23 protein-coding genes and 1 pseudogene are annotated in these 20,527 nt (G+C 74.3%); 9 read left to right on the plus strand and 15 right to left on the minus strand.

Annotation, left to right across the window (positions count from 1 at the left end; all coding sequences use genetic code 11):
• The first annotated feature begins 267 nt into the window (after positions 1-267).
• The 3 genes and pseudogenes from EAD98_RS12870 to EAD98_RS12880 all read left to right on the plus strand — a co-directional run bounded on the left by EAD98_RS12870 (position 268) and on the right by EAD98_RS12880 (position 3,866).
• A complete protein-coding gene (locus EAD98_RS12870; RefSeq protein ID WP_121654283.1) occupies positions 268-1,143 on the plus strand; it encodes an SPFH domain-containing protein in 876 nt (291 codons plus the stop codon).
• A gap of 80 nt (positions 1,144-1,223) precedes the next feature.
• Positions 1,224-1,976, plus strand: a pseudogene (locus EAD98_RS12875) (hypothetical protein); the annotation flags it as partial.
• A gap of 543 nt (positions 1,977-2,519) precedes the next feature.
• Positions 2,520-3,866: an MFS transporter gene (locus EAD98_RS12880; protein WP_121654285.1), complete on the plus strand. Its 1,347-nt coding sequence runs from the start codon at positions 2,520-2,522 to the stop codon at positions 3,864-3,866.
• A 43-nt stretch (positions 3,867-3,909) separates the two neighbouring features.
• On the opposite strand, the gene EAD98_RS12885 is transcribed toward EAD98_RS12880, so the two are convergent.
• The 7 genes from EAD98_RS12885 to EAD98_RS12915 form a co-directional block, all read right to left on the minus strand.
• On the minus strand, positions 3,910-4,296 hold the full coding sequence (locus tag EAD98_RS12885; protein ID WP_121654286.1) for a VOC family protein: 387 nt from the start codon (positions 4,294-4,296) through the stop codon (positions 3,910-3,912).
• Positions 4,293-5,045 (minus strand): hypothetical protein, encoded by a 753-nt coding sequence (locus tag EAD98_RS12890; RefSeq protein ID WP_233583806.1) that lies wholly within the window; start codon positions 5,043-5,045, stop codon positions 4,293-4,295. The genes EAD98_RS12885 and EAD98_RS12890 overlap by 4 nt, the downstream gene beginning before the upstream one ends.
• Before the next feature lie 201 nt (positions 5,046-5,246).
• Positions 5,247-5,663 (minus strand): YchJ family protein, encoded by a 417-nt coding sequence (locus EAD98_RS12895; RefSeq protein ID WP_121654287.1) that lies wholly within the window; start codon positions 5,661-5,663, stop codon positions 5,247-5,249.
• A gap of 24 nt (positions 5,664-5,687) precedes the next feature.
• Entirely contained in the window at positions 5,688-6,455 is a 768-nt protein-coding gene (locus EAD98_RS12900) for an SGNH/GDSL hydrolase family protein (protein ID WP_121654288.1), read from the minus strand.
• A 76-nt stretch (positions 6,456-6,531) separates the two neighbouring features.
• Positions 6,532-7,638: a magnesium and cobalt transport protein CorA gene (locus EAD98_RS12905; protein WP_121654289.1), complete on the minus strand. Its 1,107-nt coding sequence runs from the start codon at positions 7,636-7,638 to the stop codon at positions 6,532-6,534.
• Between the two features lie 106 nt (positions 7,639-7,744).
• Positions 7,745-8,329: a class F sortase gene (locus EAD98_RS12910; protein WP_233583807.1), complete on the minus strand. Its 585-nt coding sequence runs from the start codon at positions 8,327-8,329 to the stop codon at positions 7,745-7,747.
• Between the two features lie 115 nt (positions 8,330-8,444).
• On the minus strand, positions 8,445-8,930 hold the full coding sequence (locus tag EAD98_RS12915) for a hypothetical protein (protein ID WP_121654291.1): 486 nt from the start codon (positions 8,928-8,930) through the stop codon (positions 8,445-8,447).
• Between the two features lie 332 nt (positions 8,931-9,262).
• Between EAD98_RS12915 and EAD98_RS12920 the strand changes: the two genes are divergently transcribed.
• Together EAD98_RS12920 and rnhA are read left to right on the plus strand one after the other, a co-directional pair.
• Positions 9,263-10,519 carry a lycopene cyclase family protein gene (locus EAD98_RS12920; RefSeq protein WP_121654304.1) on the plus strand — a complete coding sequence of 419 codons (1,257 nt, stop codon included), beginning with the start codon at positions 9,263-9,265 and terminating at the stop codon, positions 10,517-10,519.
• Positions 10,520-10,614: 95 nt separating this feature from the next.
• Positions 10,615-11,091 carry a ribonuclease HI gene (rnhA, locus tag EAD98_RS12925; protein WP_121654292.1) on the plus strand — a complete coding sequence of 159 codons (477 nt, stop codon included), beginning with the start codon at positions 10,615-10,617 and terminating at the stop codon, positions 11,089-11,091.
• Positions 11,092-11,109: 18 nt separating this feature from the next.
• On the opposite strand, the gene EAD98_RS12930 is transcribed toward rnhA, so the two are convergent.
• Both EAD98_RS12930 and EAD98_RS12935 read right to left on the minus strand, forming a co-directional pair.
• The gene (locus tag EAD98_RS12930; RefSeq protein ID WP_089021268.1) at positions 11,110-11,346 is read right to left on the minus strand and encodes a preprotein translocase YidC; all 237 of its coding nucleotides are present in this window, start codon (positions 11,344-11,346) and stop codon (positions 11,110-11,112) included.
• 39 nt (positions 11,347-11,385) lie between these two features.
• Positions 11,386-12,606, minus strand: a complete 1,221-nt coding sequence (locus EAD98_RS12935) for an MFS transporter (protein ID WP_121654293.1) — start codon at positions 12,604-12,606, stop codon at positions 11,386-11,388.
• A 5-nt stretch (positions 12,607-12,611) separates the two neighbouring features.
• Between EAD98_RS12935 and EAD98_RS12940 the strand changes: the two genes are divergently transcribed.
• Positions 12,612-13,133, plus strand: coding sequence for a MarR family winged helix-turn-helix transcriptional regulator (locus EAD98_RS12940; protein WP_121654294.1), 522 nt, complete (start codon positions 12,612-12,614; stop codon positions 13,131-13,133).
• 34 nt (positions 13,134-13,167) lie between these two features.
• Here EAD98_RS12940 and EAD98_RS12945 read toward each other — a convergent pair whose 3' ends face one another.
• The 3 genes from EAD98_RS12945 to EAD98_RS12955 form a co-directional block, all read right to left on the minus strand.
• Positions 13,168-14,064 (minus strand): pentapeptide repeat-containing protein, encoded by an 897-nt coding sequence (locus tag EAD98_RS12945; RefSeq protein ID WP_121654295.1) that lies wholly within the window; start codon positions 14,062-14,064, stop codon positions 13,168-13,170.
• Between the two features lie 90 nt (positions 14,065-14,154).
• A complete protein-coding gene (locus tag EAD98_RS12950; RefSeq protein WP_121654296.1) occupies positions 14,155-15,231 on the minus strand; it encodes a DUF5919 domain-containing protein in 1,077 nt (358 codons plus the stop codon).
• Positions 15,232-15,353: 122 nt separating this feature from the next.
• The gene (locus EAD98_RS12955; protein WP_121654297.1) at positions 15,354-16,160 is read right to left on the minus strand and encodes an SDR family oxidoreductase; all 807 of its coding nucleotides are present in this window, start codon (positions 16,158-16,160) and stop codon (positions 15,354-15,356) included.
• Positions 16,161-16,231: 71 nt separating this feature from the next.
• On the opposite strand from EAD98_RS12955, the gene EAD98_RS12960 reads away from it, so the two are divergent.
• A complete protein-coding gene (locus EAD98_RS12960; protein ID WP_121654298.1) occupies positions 16,232-17,650 on the plus strand; it encodes an RtcB family protein in 1,419 nt (472 codons plus the stop codon).
• A gap of 30 nt (positions 17,651-17,680) precedes the next feature.
• Here EAD98_RS12960 and EAD98_RS12965 read toward each other — a convergent pair whose 3' ends face one another.
• The gene (locus EAD98_RS12965; protein WP_121654299.1) at positions 17,681-18,109 is read right to left on the minus strand and encodes an archease; all 429 of its coding nucleotides are present in this window, start codon (positions 18,107-18,109) and stop codon (positions 17,681-17,683) included.
• Between the two features lie 84 nt (positions 18,110-18,193).
• Here EAD98_RS12965 and EAD98_RS12970 point away from each other — a divergent pair, with 84 nt between their 5' ends.
• Positions 18,194-18,796: an MBL fold metallo-hydrolase gene (locus tag EAD98_RS12970; RefSeq protein WP_121654300.1), complete on the plus strand. Its 603-nt coding sequence runs from the start codon at positions 18,194-18,196 to the stop codon at positions 18,794-18,796.
• Here the strand turns inward: EAD98_RS12970 and EAD98_RS12975 are convergent.
• Complete coding sequence (locus EAD98_RS12975; protein ID WP_121654301.1) at positions 18,763-19,509, minus strand: B3/4 domain-containing protein; 747 nt, start codon at positions 19,507-19,509, stop codon at positions 18,763-18,765. The genes EAD98_RS12970 and EAD98_RS12975 overlap by 34 nt on opposite strands.
• Before the next feature lie 8 nt (positions 19,510-19,517).
• On the minus strand, positions 19,518-20,129 hold the full coding sequence (locus EAD98_RS12980) for a LysE family translocator (RefSeq protein WP_121654302.1): 612 nt from the start codon (positions 20,127-20,129) through the stop codon (positions 19,518-19,520).
• Positions 20,130-20,190: 61 nt separating this feature from the next.
• On the opposite strand from EAD98_RS12980, the gene EAD98_RS12985 reads away from it, so the two are divergent.
• Positions 20,191-20,527 (plus strand): GntR family transcriptional regulator (locus EAD98_RS12985; RefSeq protein ID WP_199723388.1); only part of this gene is annotated, 337 nt, incomplete at its 3' end.

Raw genomic sequence — 20,527 nt, forward strand, 5'->3', positions numbered from 1 at the left:
GGCCCCCTCCACGCTCCGGCGAGCCGTCATCGTAGGGAGCCCACCCCCTGCCCCCACGACGGCCAATCCACACTTCCTGGCCCACGCCGAGCTCGATCAGCAGATGCTCGACAGGTCAGCGAGACGCGGGCTCCGCGCGCCACGCGTTCGCGAGCACTTCACCCACGATCCCGCTCGCCGGGTGGCGCGATTTGGGCGGCATGGCGGGGAGCGGAACGGGTACCCGGCGCTCCGGGAGGCGGGCGCCTCCGGGGGAGCGCGGATGCCATGGGAGCTGCCGTCGTCGGCCTGGTCATCGTGGTCGTGGTCGTGGTGCTGGTGTTGTCCCTCAGCGTCCGGCTGGTGCAGCAGTACCAGCGCGGCATCGTGTTCCGGTTCGGCCGCGTGCTGGAGCGGGTCCGCCAGCCGGGCCTGCAATTGATCGTCCCGGTCGCCGACCGGATGGTGCGGGTCAGCATGCAGACCACCGTGATCGGCGTACCGCCGCAGGGCGCGATCACCCGGGACAACGTCACGCTCACCGTCGACGCGGTGGTCTACTACCGGGTGGTGGACCCGGTGAAGGCGCTGGTGAACGTGCACGACTATCCCTCGGCGGTGCTCCAGGTCGCCCAGACCGCGCTGCGCTCGGTGATCGGGCGGGCCGACCTGGACACCGTGCTGGGCGACCGGGAACGGGTCAACGCCGAGCTGAAGTCCGTCATCGACGCGCCCACCGAGAAGCCCTGGGGCCTGCTCATCGAGCGGGTGGAGGTCAAGGACGTCTCGCTGCCGGAGGGGATGAAGCGGTCGATGTCCCGGCAGGCCGAGGCCGAACGGGAACGCCGGGCCCGGGTGATCGCCGCGGACGGCGAGTTCCAGGCATCGCGGCGCCTCGCCGACGCGTCCCGGGCGATGGAGGCCACGCCCGGCGCGTACCAGTTGCGTCTGTTGCAGACCGTGGTGGACGTGGCGGCGGAGAAGAACAGCACGCTGGTCATGCCGTTCCCGGTCGAGCTGCTGCGCTTCTTCGACCAGTTGGCCCCGCACACCGCCGGATCGGGCCGGCCGACGGCCGCCGCGCCCGATCTGGGGCCGGTGACGGAGCAGGTGGCCACCGCCGCCGAGCAGGGCGATGACCGTCCGGGGGCCTCGGGGCGCTGAGTGGCCGGCGTTTCCGCGCGGGTCGACGGGGGTAGGTCGGGGCCGACCGTCCCGGCTGCCCCGCGTGGAGGAATGACCAGATGAGTGACAACGTCAGCGACGCGGTGGGCGACGCCCTCCGCTCGGTGATGCTCTTCCTGCCCAAGGCCGTCGCCTTCCTGGCGATCCTGGTGGCCGGATGGCTGATCGCCAAGGCCGTGTTGAAGATCGTGGAGAAGGTTCTGGAACGGGTGGGCTTCGACCGCGCCGTCGAACGCGGCGGCGTCCGCCGGGCGTTGAGCCGCTCCCGGTACGACGCGAGCGACATCGTCGCGAAGCTCGTCTACTACGCGGTGCTGCTGTTCACCCTTCAGCTCGCCTTCGGCATCTGGGGCCCGAACCCGATCTCCGACCTGCTCGGCGCGGTGATCTCGTGGTTGCCCCGCGCCTTCGTCGCGATCGTCATCGTCGTGGTCGCCGCCGCCATCGCCAACGCCGTGAAGGACATCATCGGCGGCGCGCTCGGCGGCCTGTCGTACGGTCGGGTGCTGGCCAACATCGCCTCGGTGTTCATCCTCGGCCTCGGCGTCATCGCCGCGCTGAACCAGATCGGCGTGGCCACCGCGGTCACCACTCCGGTGCTGATCGCCGTGCTGGCCACCATCGGCGGCATCCTCGTCGTCGGGGTCGGTGGGGGCCTGATCCGTCCGATGCAGAGCCGTTGGGAGGCGTGGCTCACCCGTGCGGAGCAGGAGTCGCAGCTGATCGCCTCGCACGCCCGCGCCTACCAGGCCGGTCGCCGCGACGCCGAGGCGAAGCTGGCCCGGCCGTCGACCGGCACGCCCGACCCGGAGGCCGAGCCGGCCCGGCCGTCCTTCGCCGGCACCGATCCGGAGGCCACCCAGGTGGTGACCCGACCGATCGACCCGACCACCACCCAGGCGGGGCCGTCCGCAGACGCGGACGCCACCCAGGTGGTGCGTGGACCAGCCGACCCGGACGCCACCCAGTTCGTCACGAGGGGCGGCGGCGACGCCGACACGACCCAGGTGGTGAGCCGGGGCGGCGGCGATGCCGACACCACCCAGGTGGTGAGCGCCGGCGACGGCGCGGTGCCCGGCCAGCGCATCAGCGACGACAGCGAGACCACCACGGTCATCCCGCCGGTCGACCCGAACCGGCGCTGACACGCGGTGGCACAGCGGGGTGGGCTCATCTTGGGAGCCCACCCCGCTGCCCGTTGTCCGGCACGCCGAAAGCGCTGGCCGGCGCGACGATGCGCGTCTAGCATCGCGGGCATGACCTGGCGACATTGATCCAACGGCCTAGGCCGATCCCGTGGGCCACCACGGGCACCGCACGTCCGGTGTCCGTCTCCACTCCCACGGGAAGGCCCCATGATCTTCACCGCCTCGCGCGTGCCCGACCCGGCGGTCCGCCGGCTGACCACCACCCTCTACGGGTACGCGTTCCTCACTGACCTCGTCCTGCTCTACCCGCTGTACGTGGTGTTCTTCGCCGACACCGGGCTGTCGGTGGGGCAGATCTCGTCGCTCTTCGTCATCTGGTCGGCGGCCGGCATCCTGTTCGAGGTGCCCTCCGGCGCGTGGGCCGACGTGGTGTCCCGCCGGCTGCTGCTGTGCCTCGCCCCGCTGGTGACCGCCGCCGGGTACGCGTTCTGGATGCTGCTGCCCTCGTACCCGGCGTTCGCCGCCGGTTTCCTGCTCTGGGGCGCCGGTGGCGCGTTGGTCTCCGGCGCGCTGGAGGCGTTGGTCTGGACCGAGCTGGACCGGCTCGACGCGGTCGGCCGGTACGCCCGGGTGCTCGGGCGTGAGCGGACGGCGGGTGTGCTGGGCGTGGTGGCCGCCGGAGTGCTCGCCGGCCCGGTGCTCGCCGTCGGCGGATACCCGGCGGTCGGCGCGGCCAGCGTGCTCGCCTGCCTGCTCGCCGCGGCGGTCGCCACCCGGTTCCCCGAGCACCGCCCACCGGCCGTCCCGCCCGCTCCGGCCGGCGTACCCGACCAGGCCGGCGTACCCGACGCGGCCACACGGCCGCTGGTTGCCACCGTGCCCGGGAAAGACAATCCGGAAGCCAACCTGGACGACGATGACGACCTGGGCTGGTGGGACACGCTGCGGGCCGGGGTGACGCAGGTCCGGACGCGACCGCCGGTACGGGCAGCCGTGCTGCTGGTCGCCGTGGTCGCCGCCGACTGGGGCGCCCTGGACGAGTACACCCCGCTGCTGGCCCTGGACACCGGCGTCGGGGCGCAGGCCGTGCCGCTGCTGCTCCTGCTGCTCTGGGCCGGCGTGACCATCGGCGGGCTGCTCGCCCCGGCGGGGGAGCGGTTGGGCAATCGGGGGTACGCCGCTCTGCTGGGCCTGGTCGGCGTCGCGCTGGCCGGGGGCGCCCTGACCGGGCATCCGGCCGGGTTCGCCCTGCTCGCGGTGGCGTTCGGGGCCGCGCAACTGGCCACCGTGCTGGCCGACGCGCGGCTCCAGGCCCGGATCACCGGCACCAGCCGCGCCACCGTGACCTCGCTGGCGGGGATGGCCACCGACGTGCTGATCATCGGAACGTACGCCTGCTACGGCCTCGTCGCCACGGCGGCCGGCAACGCGGTGGCGTTCGCGGTGACGGCCGGGCCGTACCTCATCGTGGCTCTGGTGCTGCTCCGCCGCCGCGGACGCCCCGCGGCCGTGCCCACCGACGTCACCGCGGCGGCCGCGCGCGGCGCGGACTGACCGGGGCCGGCGGCGGCCTCCGCGGTCGCCGCCGGCCCCACGCTCAGCCGGCCAGGTGCAGGAACGACCACTGGTGTCCGTCGAGGTCCCGGAAGCCGCGCATGTACATCGGCCCGTTGGCCGTCCCCGGCCCGAGCGACTCCCCACCGGCGACCGCCGCCTGGTCGACCAACTCGTCGACCTGCTCCCGGCTCTGCACCGACAGCCCGATGATGACCTCCCGGCTGGCCTGCGTGTCCGTGGCGGCGACCCCGGTGTACTCCTCGAAGCCCGAGCGGAGGTGCAGCATCAGCCGGGTGCTGTCGGAGATGGTGAGCGCCAGGGTGTCCCCGTCCACGTCGGCCTGATCGCTGGTGAAGCCGAGCGCCCGGTAGAACTCGGCGGCGGTGGTCAGGTCACGCACCGGCAGGTTGATGAACGTCATGGTCATCGGTGGTCTCCGTTCGACTCGAGCACTACCTTCAACGTGGCGAGCCGCTCCCGCCAGTACGCCTTCAGCTCCGCGGCCTGCTCGGCCCCGGTCAGCTTCTCGTGCAGGACGGTGACCCGGGCCTTCGACTCGCCGACAGCGTCGAAGCCGACGACGATCCGGGTGGGGCCACCGGCCCAGTCGGCCCGGAAGCTGCGGGGCGCGGTGGCGGTGCGGACGCGTACCTCGACGTCGGGCAGCCAACGGGCGCGTGCCGTCTCGTCGGCGAAAGCCTCGTACAGCCGCAGCGCCGGCACCGCCACCGTCCGGCTGGCGCTGGCGGAGAAGCCGCCGCCGCGTTGCTGACCGGGCGCGCGGAGGCCCCGTGTCTGCTCGTACCCGACGGTGATGGTCTGTGCCCACCAACCGGGCACCTCGTACTCGGCGACCAGGTGGCGGGCGATCTGGGTGTGTGTCCACTCGGTGGCGGCCGCAGCGTCGAGCAGGGCGAACCACTCGGCCCAGCCACGGCCGGTCCGGGCGCGGATCAGGTCGTCGGCGATCCGCTCGGTCTGCGCCGCGGCGGGCCGGGGAGGCGGTGCCGTGACAGGCCCCGGAGGCGGTGCCGTGCCGGGCTCCGGAGGCGGCGCCGCGTCCGAGGCCGGCTCGGCGGCCCGACTGATCAGGTGCCGGCGGGCCGTGGTGTAGCTCTCGCCGGTCTTCTCCATCCGGGTTCGGACCCGGGTCTTGAACGATCTCTGACTGGTCATCACATGCTCCCGGTCAACGGCACGGTCACCGGGACTCACGCTCCCGCCGACCCCGCCGGAGTGGGGCATGTGGCACTACGTCCCGAGGGCTCCAGGCCCCCTTTGCCTCCGCGTTGCCGGCGGCGTGAGCGCCGGGAGGGAGGTGCGGCGCAGGACCACGCCGAGGTCATACTATGCCCGAACCGGCTTCCGGCGCAGCCGTCAGGGCTGGTCGCCGTCGAGGTAGACCCATCGGCCGTCCTCGCGAACGAACCGGCTGCGTTCGGTCATCGCGCCGGGCCGGCCCGCGTCCCGGTAGTGGGCGTGGAACGTCACCGTGCCGGTGGTGTCGAGCAGGCCGCCCCGCTCGGTCTCGACGATCTCCAGTCGGATCCACCGTTGCCCCCGGTCAAGGTCCAGCGAGGCGGGCCGGGTCGAGGAGTGCCAGCTGCGCAGCAGGTAGCCGGTGTCGCCGAGGGCGAAGGCGCTGAATCGGGAGCGCATCAACGCCTCGGCCGTCGGCGCCTGAGCCACCCCGGTGTGTACCGGCGCGCAGCAGTTGGCGTACGCCTGTCCGGAGCCGCACGGGCAGGCCCGTCCGGTCGTCACGTCCGCCCGCTTGCGCCCACTTCTGCCCACGACACCATCCTGCCGTACCACCTGCTAGTCCACCCGCACCGGCAGCGGCACCGGCCGCTTCGCGACCCGGTCGTCGCCGGACGACCGGCCGCGCAGGTGCCGGGCCAGCCAGGGCAGCAGGTGCCGGCGGGTCCAGGCCAGCTCGGCGCCGAACACCTCGCCCCGGCGACGCCGGGGCGCCGGCGGCAACGGCCGGGTCCAGGAGTCGTCGAACCCGGGCAGACCCGCCGTGTACGCCAGCGCGGCCGCGATCCGCTCGTGGCCGGCGCTGTTGGCGTGCAGCCGGTCGTCGCTCCACAGCCGGGGATCGGAGGAGACCGGGTGGGCGCCCAGGTCGAGCAGGGTGGCCCCGGTCCGCGCGGTCGCCGCCCGCAACGCCTCGTTGAGGGCCAGCATCCGACCGCGCAGCGGCCGGGCCAGCGGCATCACCGGCGCCGGGTCCGGCATGGTGAAGGTCAGGACGGTGGCGCCCTGCCCGACGAGGGCCCGCTGCATCGCCGCCACGTCCTCGGCGACCTGGTCCGCGTCGAAGGAGGGGCGCAGCACGTCGTTCATGCCGGCGACCACGGTGGCCAGGTCGGGGGCCAGGTCGAGGGCGGGCTGGAGCTGTTCGGCGCGGATCCGGGCGGTGGTGCGGCCCCGGATGGCCAGGTTCGCGTACTCCAGGCCGCCCTGGGCGCGGGCCACCGCCACCGCGAAGCGGTCGGCCCAGCCCCGGTAACCACCGGCGCCGTCCGGGTCGTCGAGCCCCTCGGTGGTGCTGTCGCCGATCGCCACGTACCGCTGCCACATCACCCGCGCGAGGTTAGCCCCCCGTCGCCGGCCGGCGTACCGGCGGTCGCCGGCAGTGACGGGGGACGCGCGGGCGTCACAGCCAGCCCGAGCGGCGGAACAGGCGATACAGGGCGAGGGCGGCCACCGCCATCAGGGTGAGAGCGCCGGCGTAGCCGTAGCGCCAGGCCAGCTCCGGCATGTGCGAGAAGTTCATGCCGTACACGCCGGCGATGCCGGTCTGGGTGGCCGCGATGGCCGCCCACGCCGCGATCTTGCGCATGTCGTTGTTCTGTTCCACGGCGAGCTGCGCCAGCCGGGACTGGACGATCGAGGTGAGCAGGTCGTCGTACGCGGCCACCCGGTCCACCGCCCGACTCAACCGGCCGTCCACGTCGACGAACCAGCGGTGCAGGGCGCGCGGCGGCCCGTCGGAGCCCGGGTCGAGCAGCGTGCGCATCGGCGCCTGCAACGGCAGCACCGCCCGCTTGAACTCCACCACCTCCCGCTTGAGCTGGTAGATGTGCTGGATGTCGGCGGAGCGGTCGCGGGCGAACACCGACTCCTCGACCCGTTCCAGGTCCCGCTCCACGTGCCCGGCCACCTCCAGATAGGAGTCGACCATCCGGGCGCAGACCGCGTACGCCACCGCCCATGGTCCTGCGGCCAGCAGCGCCGGTCGGCGTTCGATGTCGGCGCGGACGCTGCGCAGCGCCCCGGCGGCGCCGTGCCGCACGGTGATGGCGAACCGGTCGCCCAGCAGCACCATCACGTCCCCGGTGTCGATCACCTCGGAGGTGTCGGTCAGCTCGTCGTGCTCCACGTACCCGGCGGTGCGCAGCACCAGCAGGGTGACCGGTCCGTGGCGCTGCACGGTGGGCCGGTGCCCGTCGGCGAGGGCCTGCTCGACGGTCAGCTCGTCGAGCCCGAAGGTCCGGCCCACCGCGGCGAGCACCGCCGGCCCGGGGTCGTGCAGTCCCAGCCAGACGAAGGCGTCGCGGCCACGCCGGGCGTGGGCGTACGCGTCGGCGTAGTGCGGGCGGCCCGGCTCGCGCCGGCCGTTGACGTAGACGGCGCAGTCGACCACGGCGTCCGGATTGGACCGGCGCGGAGCGGGCACCGCACCCTCGACCCGACCGAGCAGCCGACGGGTCAGGGCGCGGACGCCTCGGCCGGCCCGGTCCCGTACCGATTGCTGATCCACCGCGTGCCTCCCCGTCGACGGCGCACCGCCCCACGGTGCCCGGAGGGGATGGTGCCACCGCATTCTGCCGAGCAGGGTCCGGCTCCCGACAGCCGGGCGGCCCGGCTCAGGCCGTGCGGGTGGCGAAGACGACGATGTTGTCCACGTAGTTGCCGGTCCCGGCGTCGAACCGGCCGCCGCAGGTGATCAGGCGCAGCCCGGCGATGTCCGACGGCCCGTAGACCAGCGTGGTGGGGAAGTGCTCCTTGGGGTACGACCGCACACCGTCCACGGTGAACGTGGTGACCCGCGCGTCGGCGCGGGTGATCTGGATCTCCTGGCCGGCGCGCAGGCGCCCGAGGTCGAAGAAGACCGCCGGTCCGGCCGGGGAGTCGACGTGTCCGACCACGACCGCGTTGCCGGTCTCGCCCGGACTGACCCCGTGCCGGTACCAGCCGGCGAGGGTCGGCCGGTCCAGGGGCGGCACCTCCAGCACCCCGGCGGCGTCCGCGCCGACCGGGACGACCTCGGCGCGTACGCCGATGGCCGGGATCTGCACCCGGACGGGGGCGGCGCGGGGCAGCGGCGCCAGGTCCGGTGCGGGGTGGGTGCGGGTCGGCGCGTCGACCGGCGGCCGTGGTGGCCGCGCCGGGTCGGCGGTGACGCCGACGGTGATCAACCCCAGCCCGCTCACGCCGAGCAGGGCGACCACGGCCGGTAGGGTCCGCCGTCTCCACACGTGCCGACCTCCGTACGGGATCGTCGGGGTGCCCGCGCCGGTTTCACCGGTGCGGGCACCCGTCCTCAGGGATGGAGCGGGTCGCCGGTCAGGCGACGGCGGACACCGGACGGCGTCGGCGAATCAGGAGCACCGCGCCCACGGCGGCGGAGCCGAGCAGCGCGCTGCCGGCGGCGAGGGCACCGTTGTCGCGGTTGCCGCCGCCGGAGCCGGCGGGGGCGCCGCCGATCGGGGTGACGGTGAACGTGGCGCTGCCGGCGGAACTGCCGTCGCCACAGGTGGCCGCCACGGTGTAGGTGCCGAGCGTGAACCCGGCGGTGAAGAGTTCGGCGCTGAGCCCGCCGCCGGCCGCGGCCGTGGTGGACCGGACGTTCTGGTCGCGGTTGGGGCCGGTGACGCGGAAGATGGCGTCGCCCGACTTCGGGTTGCAGGTCGTCGCGGTGAGCACGACGGTCCCACCGACCGGTGTGGTGGCTGGTGACACGGTGGTGTCGGCCAGTGCGGCGCCCGGCAGCAGGAGCGTGCCGAGGCCCACGCCGAGCGCCGCCGAACAGAGTGCTGTTGAGACCTTCATACGCGTCTTCCCTCACTTTTCGTCCGCTGACTACGTGGGACGTCGTTCGGGTGGCCAACTCCGTGACTAGCACCGGTGTGCCCAACACTAGGTGCGTTGGGACCTCGATCCGGTGAAAATGAGAAATCCTCGTTGCCGTCACGTGTCCACCCGAAGGCCGGGAGAGCTGCGGAAAGGCCGACACGGCCCGACCGGCGCCGCTGATCCGATCGATGTCCGTCCGGCCGGGCTGTCACGGGTGGGTCGATGGCGAGGTATTGCCGGCGACGGCGGTAATGCACCACCCGACGCCGGTGGCGGCGGATGGTGGGGCGGTGTGGCAGCGTGGGGCGATGACCGATTCCGCGCCGCTGGACGTCGACCTCGCGTTGCTCGGTGGTGGCGGCGCCGCGTCGCTGCTGCTCGCCGCGCTGGACCGGCACGGCGTCCGCGACCTGCGGATCGCGGTCGTCGACCCGGTGCGCCGGCGGGGCCAGGACCGCACCTGGGCGTTCTGGGGCCACCCGGACAGCGACCTGGACCCGCTGCTCAGCGCGAGCTGGCAGCAGGTCGAGGTGGCGACGCCGGCGCGGCGTCGCATCCTGGACCTGGCCCCGCTGCGGTACGCCATGCTCCGCTCCGGCCCGGTCTACGACCGGGCTGCCGAGGCCGAGCGCCGCCTCGACGCCACCCGGATCGTCGCGCCCGCCGAGACGGTGGTCGACGACGGCACGCGCGTGGAGGTGCGCACCGGCGGCGGGCCGACCGTGCGGGCCGGCTGGGTGCTCGACTCCCGGCCCCGCCCACCGGCCCGAGCGGGGCGGACCACCTGGTTGCAGCACTTCCGGGGCTGGTGGCTCGAAGCCGACCGCCCGGTGTTCGACCCGGCGCGGGCCGTGCTGATGGACTTCCGCACCCCGCAGCCCGCGCGGGGCGTCTCGTTCGGGTACGTGCTCCCGGTGAGCGACCGCTACGCCCTGGTCGAGTACACCGAGTTCTCGCCGGCCCTGCTCACCGATTCCGGGTACGACGCGGCGCTGGCCGGCTACCGGGACCTGCTCGGGCTCGATCCGGCCGGGCTGCGGGTGCGCGAGGTGGAGAACGGGGTGATCCCGATGACGGATGCGCCGTTCCCGGCCCGGCCCTCGCCCCGGGTGGTCCGTCTCGGCACGGCCGGCGGCGCGACCCGCCCCTCCACCGGCTTCACCTTCTCCGCCATGTACCGCCAGGCCGACCAGGTGGCCCGCGCCCTCGCCGCCGGCCGGCCACCGGTACCCGCGCCGGCGTACCCGCGGCGGCACCGCTGGATGGACGCGGTCGCGCTGCGCGCGTTGGACCGGGGCGGTGTCGGCGGCCCGGACTTCTTCGACCGGCTCTTCGACCGCAACCCGGCCGAGCGGGTGCTGCGCTTCCTCGACGGCGCCACGACCCCCGCCGAGGAGGTCGCGGTGATGAACTCCACCCGGCTGCTTCCGATGATCGCGGCCACCGCCGGCGACGCGGCGGACCGGGTCCGCGACCGGCTGCGCCCACCCCGAACCGCCCCGGCCATCCCGCCGGCCGTGGTGGGCGTCCCGCCGTCGGGCGGCGGGCGTGGTGGCCGCGCCTAGCCGAGCCGGCGCGCGAGATTTTCGGCCCGTGCCGGTCCGGCGTGGCGGCCCCCCGAGCGCGGGGCACGGCGTCGCCGCCCGGTAGGTTGCCGGGCATGGTGGACGCGGCGGCCAGCAGAGGTGTGCAGATCTGGACCGACGGGGCGTGCAGCGGCAACCCCGGGCCGGGCGGTTGGGGCGCGCTGCTGCGCTACGGCGACCACGAGCGGGAGCTGTGCGGCGGTGAGGCCACACCGACCACCAACAACCGGATGGAGCTGATGGCGGCCATCCAGGCGCTGGAGAGCCTGAACCGGCCGGTCGTCGTGGAGCTGCACACCGACAGCACGTACGTGCGCAACGGCATCACCAGCTGGCTGGCGTCCTGGAAGCGCAACGGCTGGCTCACCGCCGCGAAGCAGCCGGTGAAGAACGCCGACCTGTGGCAGCGCCTGGAGGCGGCCTGCGAGCGGCACCAGGTCACCTGGCTCTGGGTCAAGGGGCACAACGGGCACCCGGAGAACGAGCGGGCCGACGGGCTGGCCAACAAGGGCATGACCGAGGCGCGGGCCGCGGCGCTGGCCAGCCGCTGACCTCGCGCTGAGCCCGCGTCAGCGGGTGGCGTCCGGATGCCCGGGCATGGTGGATCCGCCGCCGCTGCTGCCGGAGGAGCCCCCGGCGACACCCGAGTTGTCGTCCTCGGTCACGATGTCCGGCCGGACGTCGGTGCCGTCCGGCGGCGGCACCTCGGTGTCCGCCTCGACCTGCACCAACCGGGCCTGGCCGGCCTCGTCCTCGCTGTGCTGCGGGTCGCTCGGCTGCTCACCGTCGCGCTTTCGGAAACCCACGCCGTGCCCCCCGTCGGTGCCGTTCCGCGTCGGCGGTGGCTACCCGGCGTCACCGTTGACGAAACCTCGCCCGCCGGCGCTGACCGCCGTTGCGACCGTCTCGGCCGGCGGCGGCGCGGACGGCAGCCGCAGTGTCCCTCGGCGGCTGAGCGCGACGACCAGGGCCAGCGCCAGCGCGGCGGACACCACCAGGAACGCCGGGGTGTTGCCGAGGTGGTCGTTGACCACTCCGCTGGTCGCCGAGCCGACGGCGATGCCGACCTGCCCGGCGGTCTGCAACCAGCCGTACGTCTCGGCGAGGTGGGGCGCTGGGGTGGACCGGGCCAGGATCTCGTCGGTGACGGCGAGGAAGGGTGCCAGCGCGAGACCGAAGAGCGCGAGCGCCACGGCCATCTGCGGCACGCTCCGGGGCAGCAGCAGCGCCAGCGAGGTGGCGGCCAGCATGCCGACCAGCGTCAGGTACGCCCCACCTGGGGTGCCGGGCCGGCCCCGGCGGGCCAGCAGCAGGCCACCCGCCAGGCTGCCCACCGACCAGATGGTGACCAGCAGTCCGGCCTGGTCGGGGTGCCCGACGGTGGTGGCGAAGGCGGGCACCAGCACCCACATCGCGCCGATGCCGGTCATGTAGCCGAGGTGGGTGCCGACGATGGTGCGACGGGTGGCCCTGCCGGGCAGCGCGGACCGTCTCTCGGCGGGCCGCCGGTCGACCTCACGTGGCGGCAGGACGGCGGCCATGCCGACGAGCCCGGCGGTGCCGATGACGGCGAAGGCGACCAGCGCCGCCGTGGGACCACTGATCAGCAGGCTCAGCGTCACGGCCAGGGGACCTCCGACGTAGAGCACCTCCTGCCCGACGGCGTTGACCGCGTACGCGCGGGAGAGCACGGGGGTGGGCACGATCCGGGCCAGGTGGGAGCGTCCACTGCCGACCGCCGGTGGCGTGCTGAGCCCGGCCGCGGTGGCCAGCGCCACGAACGCCACCGGCTCGGTGGTCACCGCCAGCCCGAGCAGGGCGAGCAGGTGGGCGAGGCCGGTGGCGAGCAGCACCGGCCGGGCACCGAGCCGGCCGAGGAGTCGACCGGCCAGCGGCGCGGTGAGCGCCAGCCCGATGCCGCAGCCGGCGCTGGCCACACCGGCGGTGGCGAAGCTGCCGGTGTTCTGGTGACCGAGCAGCACGACGAGCAGTTGACGCAACGCGACTGGTAGCTGTGCCACGGTCATCAACACGATGAGCAGCAGCGCCCGCCGAGGTACATTCATGACTTATGAATCTACCCGCGGATGCTTCGCCGAACCTCCTCGGTGCGCTCGCCCTGCTCGTCGGCTCGCGGATGCGCTCGTCGGTCAGCGCGTCCGTCGGGGCCGGAGGTGCGCTCGCCGAGGCGCTCGTCGTCCTCAAGGACCAGCCGGGCGTGACCGCCGAGTGGCTGGGCCAGGTGCTGGGGCTGACCCAACCCGGTGTGGCGCACCTGGTCCGGCGGCTGCGGGAGCAGGGCTGGGTGGAGAGGCGACCGGGTGCCGACGCGCGCAGCCGTGCGCTGCACCTCACCACCGACGGCATGGCCGCCGCCGCCGGGATCCTGCACTCCCGGCAGGAGGCGCTGACTGCGCTGCTCGCCCCGCTGACCAGCGAGCAGCGCCGCCAGCTGGAAGACATCGCCCGCACCCTGCTGCAGGACGAGGTGACGGACGACCGCAGCCTGGCCCACCTCTGCCGCCTCTGCGATCGCGCCCGCTGCCCGCAATGCCCGGTCCACGCGGGGTACCGCGAGTTGACCGGGGACTGACCGCTACGCGTACCCGATCGGGGGTGGCGCCGCCCTATTGACGCCGGCCGCGACGGGCGGGCGCCGCGGCGCGGCCCGGCCGGCGGACCGGGGTAAGGGTCAGGGCCGTCCAGTGCGCCGGCCGGGTGAGCGTCCCCGGCAGCCCGGTGCGCGCGTCACCGCGGGCGGCGTCCAGTTGGGCCTGGTGCAGGAAGAGAGTGGTCCGCACGTCCGCGCCGCGCAGGTCGGCGCCCCGCAGGTCCGCGCCGGTGACGTCGGCCAGGCCCAGGTCGACACCGCGCAGGTCGGCGCCGATCAGCAGCGCCCCGCGCAGGTTGGCGCGGCGCAGGTCCGTCCCGCGCAGATCCGCCCCCAGCAGCTGTGCGCCCCGGCGGTCGGGGCCGGCGGCGCCGCCCCGGGAGCGGGCCGCGTCCCCGGCCCGCGACAGCAGCGGGTTGACCCGGTCCCGGTGCGCGGCCACGTCCACCGCGCGCAGCTGCGCCGGGTCACCTCCGGTGAGCGCCGCCGTCTCGGCGCGGGCGCGCTCCAGCTCGACGCGCAGCTCGGCCGGCGGGCGCAGCGCCACCGCCTCGGTGAGGTACCAGAGCAGCTCGTGCAGCGGACGCAGCACGGTGAACGCCGCGGCCATCTCCGGCAGCGTCTCCGGCGCGTCCCGCCAGTCCCGCCCGCCGAAGGTCACCTGGGCGACCTGCTGACCGGCGCCGAAGCAGTCGAACACCGTGCAGCCCGGAAACCCCCGCTCCCGCAGCTCGGTGTGGATGCCGCAGCGGTGGTCGGCACGCAGGTTGGCGCAGGGTTGACCGGCCGGCTTGTCGACGGCGAAGTCCGCCGACGCGGCGAAGGCCGGCACCACGCAGCACAGCCCGAAGCAGCGTCCGCAGTCGGCGCGCAGCTGCGTCGGCCCGGGCGGGGAGGCGGGGCTGGGTGACACGCGGATGGCCCTCCTGGCGATCGGTCACGGCAACACCATTGTCCCGCGTGCCGCCCGGACCCGGCAGGTCGGGGTTACCGTCCGTGCGGGTCACTGCCCGTCGCGGAGCGGGGTGCCGGGGCGCCCCGGCTGCTGCGGCGCCAACCGGCGGATCGCCCGGTCCCCGTTGCCGGGCCCGTACTTCTGGTCGAAGTGCCGGACCACGGTGGCTGCCGGCGTACGGTCGCCGTCCACCACCTCGGCCAGGGTGAACACGCCCGGCGCCGCCCCGGGTGCCCGTGGTGGCAGCGCGGTCCGCACGGTCAGCGGCCGGGCCAGCCGGAACGCGTGGCAGTCGACGTAGTGCTGCCCGTCCACCGTCACGTACGGCACCTGCACCTCGACCACGTCCGAGTCGTCGTGGCGCAGCGTGACCGTCACCGACCAGTACCGTTCCAGGTCCAAGGTCGCCTGCTCGTGCTCCCACAGCTCCTCGAACCGGGCGTGCACGAACCCGCCCCACGGGCTGTCCATGTCCACCTCGAGCTGGGGCACGTTGAACGACAGCTTCCCGATCGGGAAGAACGAGATCAGCGCCCGACCGTCCCACTGGTAGAGCTGGATCGACGGGGAGGCGTCGTAGAGCCGCACCTGCAGCCGGTGCCGCAGCCGGGGGTCGAGGGTGTCGGAGAAGGCGGCCAGGTGGCGCAGGTTGGTGCGGATCTGCCGAGGAACGTTCACCCGCTGCCGTTCCAGCTCCTCGGAGCGCTGCTGGGCGGCGGTGCAGTCCGGGTCGAGCAGGAGCAACTGCACCTGGGAGCCGTTGGCCAGCGCCGCGCGTACCGCCCCCAGCGTCTCCTCGCGGTGTCGCTGCTCCAGCAGGATCGTCCAGGTGTCGAGGATCCGCACGCGCCGGCCGGCGCGGTGCAGCCGCGCCACGAACGCCTGCTGGTCGAAGCTCAGGTGCTCCTGCACCCGCGCCTTGCGGGCCTCCTCGAACAGGGGGTCGAAGATGACGTACGAGATGGCCGCGAGCACGACGCTGGCACCGAGGTTGAGCAGCAAGTCGCTCAGGAAGCCGGTGCTGCGCCAGGCCGCCAGCAGCATCAGGGCCGCGATGCCGAGCAGCGTCCCACCGACGACGAAGGCGCGTCGTTGCCGCCCGCCCCGACCAGCCCACTCGGGCATCCGGTCCCCCTCCGTCGTCGGCCGGCCGCACCGCCGCCGCTGATCACCGGAATGGGGAAGGATACGTGCCCGGTTTGCCGCTCGCTGTCCCGTTCACGACCGATCGCGTTTTCGCGCTGCGGTCAGACCGAGCGCCAGTCGTTCGACGTCAGGCTGTTGGCCTGCGGGCCCATCAGCAGCATGCCGCCGTCGACCGGCCAGGACGCCCCGGTGACGTAGCTGGCGGCGGGGGAGGCGAGCAGCGCGACCACGGCGGCGACCTCCCGGGCGTCGCCCGGCCGCCCCACCGGTACGCCGGGCCGCTCCTGGGTGAACGGGTCGACGTCCTCCTGACCGGTCATCGGCGTGGCGATCTCGCCCGGGGCGACCGCGTTGACGGTGATTCCGTCGGCGGCCAGCTCCTGTGCCATCACCTTGGTGAGCAGCCCCAGCCCACCCTTGGCCGCGCAGTACGCGGCCGAGCCGACCCGGGGCGCGTGCTCGTGCACGCTGGTGATGTTGATGATCCGCCCGCCGACCCCGGCGGCCCGCATCCGCCGCGCGGCGAGCTGCCCGCACAGGAACGGCGCCTCCAGGTCGACGGAGAGCACCTCCCGCCACTTTTCCCACGCGGTGTCGACGAACGGGGTCGAGGCGCCGGTGCCCGCGTTGTTCACCAGAACCCCGATGCCGCCCAGCCGGTCGGCGAGCTGATCCACCACCGCCGCCGCCTCCGGCAGCCGGGTCAGGTCGACCTCGGCGACCTCGCAGCGTCGCCCGGTGGCGCGGACCTCGGTGGCGGTCCGGTCCGCGCCGTCCGGGTCGCCGTACCAGGTGATGCCGATGTCGAAGCCGGCCTCGGCCAGGGCGACCGCGCAGGCCTTGCCGATGCCGGAGTCCGCACCGGTGACGACCGCGATCCTCGGGTAGTTGCCGTATCGCTGGGGCATGCTCCCGCACTACCCGCACCGCGAGGGCGCCAATCGGGTGTACCGGTGGGCGCGGCGGGTAGCCGCCCGGCATGGAGCTGGTTCAGGAGTCGCCGTACCGGTTCCGGATCGACCGGGAGGCGCCGATGCGGGTGCCCGGTGTCGTGTTCGCCGTGCCGGAGCTGCTGCCCGACGTCGGCGCCGACCGGTCGCTGGACCAGGTGGCGAACGTGGCCACGCTGCCCGGCATCGTCGAGGCGTCGTACGCCATGCCCGATGTGCACTGGGGTTACGGTTTCCCGATCGGTGGCGTCGCGGCCACCGACGTCGCCGCGGGCGGTGTGGTCTCGCCCGGCGGGGTGGGCTTCGACATCTCCTGCGGGGTCCGGCTGCTCACCGCCGAGCTGGACCGGGCGGAGCTTCCCCGGGTCATCGACGCGCTGATGGACGGTCTGGACCCGGCCATTCCGCGCGGCATGGGTCGGGGCGCGGTCTGGCACCTCGCGGACCGCGCCGAGCTGGACGCGGTGCTGCGCGGCGGCTCCCGGTACGCCGTCGAGCAGGGGCACGGGGTGCCCCGGGACCTGGCCCGCTGCGAGGACGGCGGCGCGGTGGCCGACGCCGATCCGGCGCAGGTCAGCGAGCGGGCGGTGCAGCGGGGGCAGGGCCAGGTCGGCAGCCTCGGCTCCGGCAACCACTTCCTGGAGGTGCAGGCCGTCGAGGAGGTGTACGACGAGCCGGTCGCCGCGGCGTTCGGGCTGCGTCAGGGGCAGGTCTGCGTGATGATCCACTGTGGCTCTCGAGGGTTGGGTCACCAGATCTGCACCGACCACGTACGGATCATGGAACGGGTGATGCCCCGGCACGGCATCGAGGTGCCGGACCGGCAGCTGGCCTGCGCGCCGGTGGATTCGCCGGAGGGGCGCGCCTATCTGGGCGCGATGGCCGCCGCGGCGAACTACGCGCGGGCCAACCGGCAGCTGCTCACCGAGGCAGCCCGCCGGGTCTTCACCCGGGTCGCCGGGACCGACCTGGACCTGGTCTACGACGTGTCGCACAACCTCGCCAAGATCGAGGATCACGAGCGGGACGGCGGCGCCCGGCGGCTCTGCGTGCACCGCAAGGGCGCCACCCGCGCGCTGCCACCCGGTCACCCGGACCTCCCCGCCGACCTGCGCGACGTCGGGCAGCCGGTGCTGATTCCCGGCTCGATGGGCACCTCGTCGTACGTGCTTACCGGCGTCGCCGGCAACCCGGCCTTCGCGTCCACCTGTCACGGCGCCGGCCGTACCCGCAGCCGGGGTGCGGCCACCCGCGCCGCGCGGGGCCAGGACGTGCGGCATGACCTGGCGGCGCGGGGCGTGGCCGTGCGCGGCGCGTCCCGCAAGGGGCTGGCCGAGGAGATGCCGGAGGCGTACAAGGACGTGTCGGCGGTGGTGGAGGCGGCCCGGGGCGCCGGGCTGTGCCGACTGGTCGCCCGGCTCACGCCGCTCGGCGTGGCCAAGGGCTGACCGATCAGCCTGGCGCGCACGCAGCGGCGCTCAGACGTCCAGGGTCACCGCGCACGACCAGCCGGTGGCGTCCGGGCCGACGCGCAGCTCGTGCAGCGACACCGCCTTCGGCACCGCGCCGACCAGCTCCACCGCGTCGGTGCTGGTCGACCGCCAGCGCGCCCGCAGGCCACCGTCCCCGGTCGACCGCACGTCGCAGTCCAGCGGCAGGGCGCCCTCGGTGTCCAGCCGGAAGATCACCTCGTCCAACAGGCCGACCAGCAGGTCCTCGTCGTCACCGGGCGGCAGCTCGAACTCGGTGTCCGCCTCCGCCCGGGCGCCGCTGATGTCCGCGAACGTCTCGACCAGCGCGGCGACCGCCTCGGCCAGGCACGACTCCCGGTCCGGCGCCCACGCCTCGATCCGTACGTCGGCGGTGTGCGGCACGCTCCGGTGCCCCCGTTGCGTCGAGCGCTGCATGCCCCGATCATGCCCGTCGGTGGTGCCGCACCGCCCGGATCCTCGGGGACCACGGCGGTCCGGCTGGCGACGTACCGTCGTCGGATGCGGATCACCCGGTTCACCCACTCCTGCGTCCGCGTCGAGCACGACGGCGGCGTGCTGGTCGTCGACCCCGGCACGTGGAGCGAACCCCGCGCCCTGGCCGGCGCGGACGCCGTCCTGGTCACCCACGAGCACACCGACCACGTCGACGTGCTGCGCCTGGCCGGCCTGGGCGTCCCGGTGTACGCCCCGGAGGGCGCCCGGCTGCCCGACCTCGCCCCGCTGCCGGTGACCCGGGTCCACGCCGGGCAGCACTTCACCGCGGCCGGCATCACCGTCACCGCCCACGGCGGCCGGCACGCCGCCATCCACGAGGGCCAGCCCGACTGTCCCAACCTGGGCTACCTGATCGGCGACGGGCTCTACCACCCGGGCGACGCGCTGCACGTGCCGGACGAGCCGGTGCACACGCTTCTGGTGCCGGCGCAGGGGTCCTGGCTGCGCCTCGACGAGGCGATCCGGTTCGCCCGCGAGGTGGGCGCCGACCGGGCGTACCCGATCCACGACGCGCAGCTCAACGAGCGCGGCCTGGCCAGCGTGGCCGGCTGGTTCGCCGAGACGATTCCCGGCTACCGCCACCTCGTCCCCGGCGGCACCGCCTGACCGTCCGCGCCGTCCATGGCCGTCAGGTCGAACCGGGGCGTCGCGGCGGTGAGCACGGCGGCCCGGGCCGCCGTGGACCACCCGTCGGCCAGCTCCGTCACCAGCGTCGCGACCAGCCGGGTCACGTCCGCCTCGGCGCCCGGGTGCAGCGCCTCGGCGACGATCAGCACCGACGAGGTGCCCTCCCGCACAGCCGACCAGCCGCTCTGCCGGTTCGTCCAGCGCCGGGCGTGGGCACGGCCGGTGGCGTCCACGAAGGTCACCTCACCCGGGTCGGGGTGTTCGGTGTCGCCGGCGAAGCTCAGGTACTCCTCGTCGCCGTGGGCCGGCCGCACCACCAGGTCGCCGTCGACCCGGTCCAGGTCGAGCGCCGCCACCGGGATCGCGTACGCGGCCGAGACGGCGTTGCAGAGGTCGACCAGGGGGTGCAGCCGGGGCAGGTCGCCGTCCAGCCGCAACCGGCGCAGCAGCGCCTCGGCCGCGCAGCGGTACCGGGTAGGGCGCAGCCCCATGGCCGCGTACGCCCGCCGCCACGCCTGGATCTCCGGGAACCCGCTCTCGGCGCCGCCGGCCAACCGCTCCCGGGCGACGGCGAGATGACTGGCGGTCCGCTGCGCCACGTCGGCCGTGGCGGTGATCCCGGTGGCCCGCACCACGCCGGCGACCAGATCGGGGTACGCGGCGCGGAGCTGCGCGGAATGCTCGAACTGCACGGTTCTTCCTATCGTTCGGTGAGGGCGAGCGTCACGCCGAGCGCGACGAACGTGCCGGCGACGGACCGGCGCAGCCAGTCGGTGACCCGCGGCCGGGTCAGCACCCGCTCGCGGAGCCGGGCCGCGAAGACGCCGTAGCCGCTGAACACCACGAAGGTGAGCAGCATGAACACCGCGCCGCAGGCGAGCATCGAGCGGGTCGAGCCCGGTGCGGTGGTGTCCACGAACTGCGGCAGGAACGCGACGAAGAACAGCGTCGGCTTCGGGTTGAGCAGATTGACCAGCACCCCGGAGACGATCACCCGGGCCGCCGAGCGCGGTGGCGCGGCGGTGGACGTCGCGAAGGCGCTGCGGTCCCGCGCGGTCGACCAGCCCAGGTAGAGCAGGTACGCGACGCCGAGGTACCGGACCACCTCGAACGCCGCCGCGCTGGCCTGCAACAGCGCGGCCAGCCCGGTCAACGCCGCCAGCAGGTGCGGCACCACCCCCAGCGTGCAGGCGAACGCGGCCAGCACGCCGGCTCGGGCGCCCCGGGACAGCCCGGCGGAGAGGGTGAAGAACACCCCGGTGCCCGGAGTGATCACCACGATCAGCGTGGTGACCAGGAACGGGATTGTCACGGTCGTCCTCCGATGCCTCGGTGGTGCTGCCTGATCTCCACTCTGCTGCCAAGATGGTCCGGTGAGCAGGGCCAAACCGAGGGTGTCCGAGAGGTCCATAACGGCCGGCTCGGACTTCCTGCACCTGACCATCACCGACGCCCCGCCGGGCAGGCGGGCCGACTGGCTGGCCGGGCGGCTGCGCCAGGCCATCGCCGACGGGCGGGTGCCGGTCGGTGGGCGGCTGCCCGCCACCCGGGTGCTCGCCTCCGACCTCGGCGTCTCCCGGGGCGTGGTCACCGAGGCGTACCAGCGGCTGACCGAAGAGGGACATGTCACCGGTCGGGGCCGCGCCGGGACGGTGGTCGTCGCCGCCCCGGCCGGTGACATGTCCCTCTTCGGTCAGCCGCTGGTACGCC

It is taken from the genome of Micromonospora sp. CV4, assembly GCF_003667455.1.
Lineage (GTDB): Bacteria > Actinomycetota > Actinomycetes > Mycobacteriales > Micromonosporaceae > Micromonospora.